The sequence below is a fragment of the Oleiphilus sp. HI0086 genome, from assembly GCF_001635225.1.
The window spans coordinates 1-671 of sequence record NZ_LWFZ01001300.1; the positions used below are offsets into that span (position 1 = coordinate 1).

A 671-nucleotide genomic window follows, 5' to 3' on the forward strand; every position below is an offset into this window, starting at 1 on the left:
AAGGGCAGGTTGGCTGCATCGTCAAAATCTTTTTTCTTTTTGCCGTTATAGGCCCATAAGCATATGGCGACAAAGGCGATCATGACCAAGATGGTAGATAGACCGCGTAACGTGTTGATATCCATAATATTGGTTCTTACTTGTTCTTAAGAACGGTGCCAAGCTGCTGTAGATACGCAACCATAGCTTCGATTTCTGTTTTACCTTTCACCGCTTCTGCTGCACCGGCAATGTCTTCGTCGGTGTAGGGAACGCCTACTGTACGAAGTGCTTCCATTTTCGCAGCAGTACCTTTGTGGTCTACGATAGCTGTAAACAACCAAGGGTAGGACGGCATTTTGGACTCAGGTACAACATTACGTGGGTTATAAAGGTGAGCACGTTGCCAGTCGTCACTATAGCGACCACCAACACGAGCCAGATCAGGACCAGTACGCTTAGAACCCCATAGGAATGGGTGCTCATAAACATGCTCTCCGGCAACTGAGTAATGACCGTAACGTTCAGTCTCAGCGCGGAAAGGTCTGATCATCTGCGTGTGACAGGTGTGACAACCTTCACGAATATAGATATCACGACCCTCAAGTTCTAAAGCGGTATGTGGCTTCAGACCTTCAATGGGGGTTTGCATGTCTTTGTGGAAGAACAGTGGAACTGCTTCTACCAAGAAA

Annotated in this window: 2 protein-coding genes; both read right to left on the minus strand. The window is 47.2% G+C overall.

All coding sequences use genetic code 11. The features are described 5' to 3' along the window. A partial coding sequence (locus A3756_RS22285; protein ID WP_068554679.1) for a CcoQ/FixQ family Cbb3-type cytochrome c oxidase assembly chaperone occupies positions 1-125 on the minus strand: 125 nt, incomplete at its 3' end. An 11-nt stretch (positions 126-136) separates the two neighbouring features. After that, the coding region (gene ccoO, locus A3756_RS22290; RefSeq protein WP_068554681.1) for a cytochrome-c oxidase, cbb3-type subunit II at positions 137-671 on the minus strand (535 nt) is incomplete at its 5' end.